Source organism: Protofrankia sp. Cr1 (genome assembly GCF_963555865.1).
Classification (GTDB): Bacteria; Actinomycetota; Actinomycetes; order Frankiales; family Frankiaceae; genus Protofrankia.
In genome coordinates, this window is record NZ_CAUVXO010000148.1 from 1,191 (window position 1) to 7,140 (window position 5,950).

Genomic DNA, 5,950 nt, shown 5'->3' on the forward strand with positions numbered 1-5,950 from the left:
AGGCGTGACCGGATCAAGGGGTTGCGCGCCGTTCATCGCGATTCCGGTGAGGGTGTTGACGAGCGTGTCGTGAACGATGCGTTCCTGTTCCCGGCGGTCCTGCGTCCGGGATTGGGTGATCGTGGCGATCCGGAACCGGCGTACCGCCGCGACGAGGTCGATGTCGGCGTCGGCTGCGTGAGCGCGGCATGTGCGCACAGCAAGCGCCCAGACTGTCGTGATGACCGCGAGCAGCACCACGGAGCGCACCGGCACGCCGGGGGCCGGACCCGACGGCCCCACCATGGCCGCACCGGCCCAGTAGGCTGCCGCGACGCTCGCGACGGCTGGCACGGCGGCCCGCACCGGCAGGCACCACGCCGCCGTCACGGTGACCCCGCCCACGGTGACGTAGACCCAGTTGGAGGCGTCTCCGACGGTCGCGGGTGGGACCAGCAGCGCGCCGAAGCAGGCCAGCGGTCCGGCGAACGCGAGCTCAAGGGAGCTGATGCGTGGGTCGAGGCCGTTGCGGGCGAGGAGGACCGCGACGATCACAGTCCAGCCGGCGGCCGCGAGCGGACCGGCGAGCGTCCACGGGTGTGCCCAGGTCCACGACCACCAGATCGCGACCTGCGCGAGGCTCAGCACGCCGATCAGGACACGGAACAGGACGGCCGCACGGGCCATGACCACGCCGTGTGAGGCAACGGCGAAGCCCTTGCGATCAGGCGGCGGTGCGTCAGGTGGCATGGTCACGCCGTCCTCGGCCGGTCAGGTGCATCGACAACGCCTGCTATTTCAGCAGATGGAAACGTCGGTGTATGACGCCACCGGCCCAACCGGTTCGCTCGCGTCGGGCTCGGGCGCGCTGCAACACTGCACTGATGGCGGGACGGCTGGCTGTCGTCGGCGTGGGTGCGGTCGGCGGGTTCTTCGCCGCCCGAGCGGCGGTCGCAGGGGCCGACGTGCAGCTCTGCGCGCGTCGACGGTTCGACGAGCTGGTGGTCCGGGGCCCGGACGGGGTGTTCCGCGCCGAACTGCCAGTCTGGACCAGACCCGAGCAGGCCGACCCGGTCGACTGGGTGCTGCTGGCGACGAAGGTTCATCAGAATGCGGCGGCGCTCGCGTGGTTGAGGCATCTGGTCGGTCCGGACACCATCGTCGTGGTGGCCCAGAACGGCGTCCGCCACGCCGAGCGGGTCGCGGCGGTGGTCCCCGCGGACCGGGTGCTCCCCACGGTCGTCTACATCAACGCCGAGCCGGTCGCGCCCGGCGTGGTCGAACACCACAATTACGGATTCCTGCACGTTCCGGCGGGTGCTCTCGCCGACCGTTTCGCCGAGGTCCTGCCCGGTGCCGGGCTGCTGCGACCGGTGGACGACTTCGCCGTCACAGCCTGGACGAAACTGACCGCCAACACCGCGGCGAATTCGCTGACCGCGCTGACCGGCCGGCGCCTGGAGGTGTTGCGTCGAGCGGATGTGGGCCGGCTCGCGGTGAGCATCATGCGCGAAGCGGTCGCCGTCGCCCACGCCGACGGTGCGGCCGTTCCCGCCGACCTGGCGGAGGTGACCATCGACCGGCTGCGCAATCAGCCCGCCGGGTCGGGTACGTCGATGCTCTACGACCGGTTGGCGGGCCGTCCCCTGGAACATGAGGCCCTGATCGGCGCGGTGGTTCGGATCGGCGCCGAGCACGGTGTCCCCACCGCGGTGTGTGCGCACATTCTTCCCCTGCTGGCCGCGATCAGCGACGCCCCGTCGCCGTTGCCGGTCGCGCGCACGGATTCATGACGCGCGCGACCGGCGGGCTGCCTCGTGGAGTTACCCGATGGTCCAGTACTGGTCCGCGTTGGCCAGACTGCGCAGATCGCCGCCGTTGCCGAAGGCCACGCCCGTCCCGCCGACCTGGATACGCAGATAGAGGTTTCCACCGGAGACGAAGTACTGACCGTCCTGGCCGATGCCGGCGACGCTCGAGGCCATCTTCACCGCAACGTCCTGCCCCCAGAACTTGAAGCTGGCCTTGGGCGCGGACGTGCCCGACCAGGGGATGACCAGGTCGACAAAGCCGGGATCGGTGCCGTGGATGTCGAAGTCGAGCGAGCTGAGCGCTCCGCCGGACGGAGGAGCCAGCTGGTATCGCTGGCCTTCGACCACCCCGACGGTGCCGCTGTAGGCGGTGACGCCGTCGGCGCGCTTCCACGTCCAGTGATCTTCGACCAGGCCGAAGCGCAGGCGCATGAAGCCGCGGTTGAGCGGGCTCCAGGTACCGAAGTCCGCGCCCTGGAAGTAGTCCAGACCGACCCGGCTGTAGATGGTCTTGTCTGTCGGCGCCCGCAGCAGAGCGGAGTTGTTGTCGATGATTGCCGGCACGCCGTCACCCTTGACCGAGCCGTCGAGGTCGGCGAACCAGTGTGCGTGACCGGCCTCCGCGGCTTCGAAGTACGGGCTGTTGCTGGCGAACAGGGTGCGGTAGCCGTCACCGAAGAACTTCAGGCTCTTCACCCGGTTGGTGGCGTCCCACGTGCTTGCGCCGATGTCGCTGATGGCCGCAAGCCCGGGATCCGATCCGGCGCCCTGCTTGAAGTTGGCGAGCCATGTTCCGTTCGTGTCGCACTGGCCGTGGTAGAAGCGGATCAGCGCCTGGATGTGCCCGGTTTCACTGCCGCTGTTGGCGGTGTTGTTGCCGATGAGCAGACCGTTGTTGACGGCGGTGTCCTGGCAGTTGAGGGCAATGCTGTTGTTCGCGGCGGTGGGATTGTTGGTCGTGAGCGCGCCGTCGATCCACAGACCGAAGCCCTCGTTTTTCCACACGTTCGGATTGATCATTGTGCCACGCTTGGCATAGTCGCCGTTGTAGGCTTCCACGCTGATTCCCGAACCTGGCACGCCCTCCGCCGGGAAATCGGAGGGGTGGATGGTGTGTGAGTGGGCGGTGCTGTTCTGATTGAGACCGAACGGCTTGTCGACCGCGTCGTGGATCGCGTCGTCGCTGGCGTTTCCGGCGTCGACCGCGTTCATGTCGAAGTCGTACCAGATGCCCACGCCGTCACCACCGGCGGCGGAGTTGCCGCTCAGCGTGTTGTTCGGATCGGTGATCCAGAATTCCGACGGGATCTGGTCGGACGCGCGTAGCGGTTTGCTACCCGCCGGGACCTGCCGGACGCCCATCACCAGGTTGTTGCTGAGGACGTTGCCCTCCTCGACGCGGTCTTCGAGGAAGAAACCGGCACCGTAGGTCTCGTCGGCCACCACCCCGTTGACGTGCACGTTGTTGGTCCGGTGGATGGTGACCATGCGGTTGAAGCTGTCGATGATGCTGATGCTGTCCACCAGCGACGCGCTCTGGTCGCCGGCCCAGTGCCAGTGGATCGGGTAGCGGGCCAGCACCCCGAGCTGACCCATGTGGATGAGTTCGGTGTTCGACATGCGCAGCGCGCCACCGGACATGATCATGACGTGGCCGCCGAACTTCGTCGTCGCCGCGTCATCGGGGCCGGTGATCACGATGTTGTGCGACAGCAGGCCGACTTCGGCCCGCTCCTCGACCGAGCGGGTCTGCCCGCCGGAGGTCTGCGTGGTGACGATCGACGCGTGCTTGTGGATCAGCGGCTTGCTGATCGTGACCGTCCTGCCGTCCGCTGAAACCCCGGAAACCGTGACGCGTTCCTTGTGGTTCACGTCGAGGTCGGAGGATGCGACGACGATGAGATCACCGGCACGCCACGACACGGGGTCGATGAGCGCGAGGGTCGTGGCGCCGGCGTTGGCCGTCTGGGACAGCTTTGTCCAGGTGCGCCCGGAATCCCGACCGTGGATCTCGATACGGCCACCCATCGAGCCCAGGACGTTCGCGCCCATACCCATGGTGTTGTCGGTCGAGCGGCCGTCGAGGATGAGCCTGATGGCGCTGGTGAGCGGGGCCTTCTCGCTACCCATCCAGAACCGTCCGTGCACCATGACGTAGGCCGTGCGCAGGGTCGTCGGCCGGTCCGCGAACGCGAGGTCGCCGTTGACCACCAAGCCCCCCAGCTTGGGCAGGTCGACATCGACGAGTATCTGTTTGCCGGCCGCGACGGTGACGACGTCACCCGCGGCGGGGACCTTGCCGCCCCACGTCGCGGGATTGCTCCACTTCGCGAACGTGGCGAAGTCGGGCGCGGTGACCCCGGGTTGAGCCGGCGGCACGGGCGTTGTCGGGACGCCCGGGGCCGGTGTCGCGGGCGCGCCGGTGGCCTCCGGGCTGCGGCTGCCGGTCGGGGTTGTCGGGGTCGTCGGGTCCTGACACGCCGCGAGCGTGGACAATAGGCCGACGACGGCGATGCCGGCCGCCATCGTCGTTCGGCGCCGGTGCAGTCGTCGGCGTCTGCCACGAACAGGGAACATCTGGCTCCATCACCACTTTACATTCGGTAACCGGTCGACGTCCTGACTGCCCCCCTGATCACGTAACGTGACCAGGAATGTCATGATAGACCAATGGCTCATAGGCGCCGTTTTAGGGTCAGGTCGTGGTTGCGGCGTCACGCCTGCGTGGCTCCGCGTTCACGCGGCCGGTTCCGCGACGACCTTACTGACGATGTGCTCGGCGATGGCCAAAGACGCGGTTGCGCCCGGTGATGGCGCGTTGCGGACGTGCACAATCCGTCCACGGATCGACAACACGAAGTCGTCCACCAGGCTGCCGTCCCGGGCGACCGCCTGCGCGCGTACGCCGGCCGGCCCCCGCACGACGTCAGCGGCCTGTAGCTGCGGGACGTACCGGCGGGCCTGCGCGACGAACGCGCGCCGGCTGGCCGTCCGCAGGATCTCACGTGCTCCGGTCTTCCAGTGCGTGCGGGCCATCTTGTGGAAGCCAGGCCAGGCAAGCGTCGCGCGCAGGTCCGATCCCGCGACGGTCAGGGCCGTGTATCCTTCCCTGGCAGTCGCCAGAACCGCGTTCGGGCCGACCAGGATCTCGCCGTCCACCCGTTTGGTCAGATGGATGCCGAGAAACGGGTACCGCGGGTCCGGTACCGGATAGATCAGTCCTCGCACCAGCCCCCGACGCTCCGGCCGTAGCAGCCAGTAGTCGCCACGAAATGGGATGATCTGCGGTGAGGGATCTTCCCCGGTGAACGCCGCGACCTGGTCGGACTGCAGCCCCGCGCAGGCGATGAGAAGGTCGAACGGCCCAGCCGTCTCGGTCACCTCCGTGACCGTGCCACCGGCCTTCAACGTGGTCGCGCGGCTGCCGTTGGGGGTCACCCGGGCCGTTCCCCGGATCCGCAGACCCAGCCGAACGCCGTCGCCGCGTTCCTCGACTGACACAACCTCGGCACCTGTACGGACCGACCCGCCCGCGTCCAGGATGTCGTCCCGCAGCGCCCGGGCCACGGCCGGGTAGTCCACGATCGCGGTCGTGGGGGAGTACAGCGCGGCCACCCCACGGGCATGCGGTTCGTAGCGGCGCAGGCCGGCCGGGTCCAGCATGGTCGTGTCCGGGACGCCGTTGGCGTGGGCGCGGTCGGCGATGTCGGCGAGCCTGCCCAGCTCGCTGGTGTCAACCGCTACGACGATCTTCCCGCACTCGTCGTAGCGGATGCGGTGGGCGGCGCAGTACTCCTTGAGCAGCGCGACACCGCGTCGGCACAGTGTCGCCTTCAGCGAGCCGGGCTGGTAGTAGAGCCCGGCGTGGACCACCCCGCTGTTGTGCCCGGTCTGATGCCGGGCGACGTCGTGTTCCTTCTCGAAGACCGTGACGGTGGCGCCCGGATCGATCTGTCCGATCCGTCGGGCCACCGCCAAGCCCACGATCCCACCGCCGATGACCGCGACCCGACCCGCCACGTGTCCTGCCCCCTCTGGTTGTTTGCCACCATTGGTGTGGCCTGCCCCCAGTATCGGGGGACGTGGGCGGGGGTCGGTCCCGTCCCTGCGTGGATCCCCTCGAACGCCGTTGGGTAGCGGCCTCCTACCCGACGCCCTCT

3 protein-coding genes and 1 pseudogene are annotated in these 5,950 nt (G+C 68.6%); 1 reads left to right on the forward strand and 3 read right to left on the reverse strand.

Features of this window, described 5'->3' with window-relative positions; translation table 11 throughout:
* Positions 1 to 729 (reverse strand): annotated as a pseudogene (locus U9980_RS13575) (hypothetical protein); the annotation flags it as partial.
* Positions 730 to 863: 134 nt separating this feature from the next.
* Here U9980_RS13575 and U9980_RS13580 point away from each other — a divergent pair.
* On the forward strand, positions 864 to 1,772 hold the full coding sequence (locus U9980_RS13580; protein WP_322755498.1) for a 2-dehydropantoate 2-reductase: 909 nt from the start codon (positions 864 to 866) through the stop codon (positions 1,770 to 1,772).
* Between the two features lie 30 nt (positions 1,773 to 1,802).
* Here U9980_RS13580 and U9980_RS13585 read toward each other — a convergent pair whose 3' ends face one another.
* Positions 1,803 to 4,367 (reverse strand): G8 domain-containing protein, encoded by a 2,565-nt coding sequence (locus tag U9980_RS13585; RefSeq protein ID WP_322768240.1) that lies wholly within the window; start codon positions 4,365 to 4,367, stop codon positions 1,803 to 1,805.
* 159 nt (positions 4,368 to 4,526) lie between these two features.
* Entirely contained in the window at positions 4,527 to 5,810 is a 1,284-nt protein-coding gene (locus U9980_RS13590; protein WP_322750015.1) for an L-2-hydroxyglutarate oxidase, read from the reverse strand.
* Positions 5,811 to 5,950: the final 140 nt, after the last annotated feature.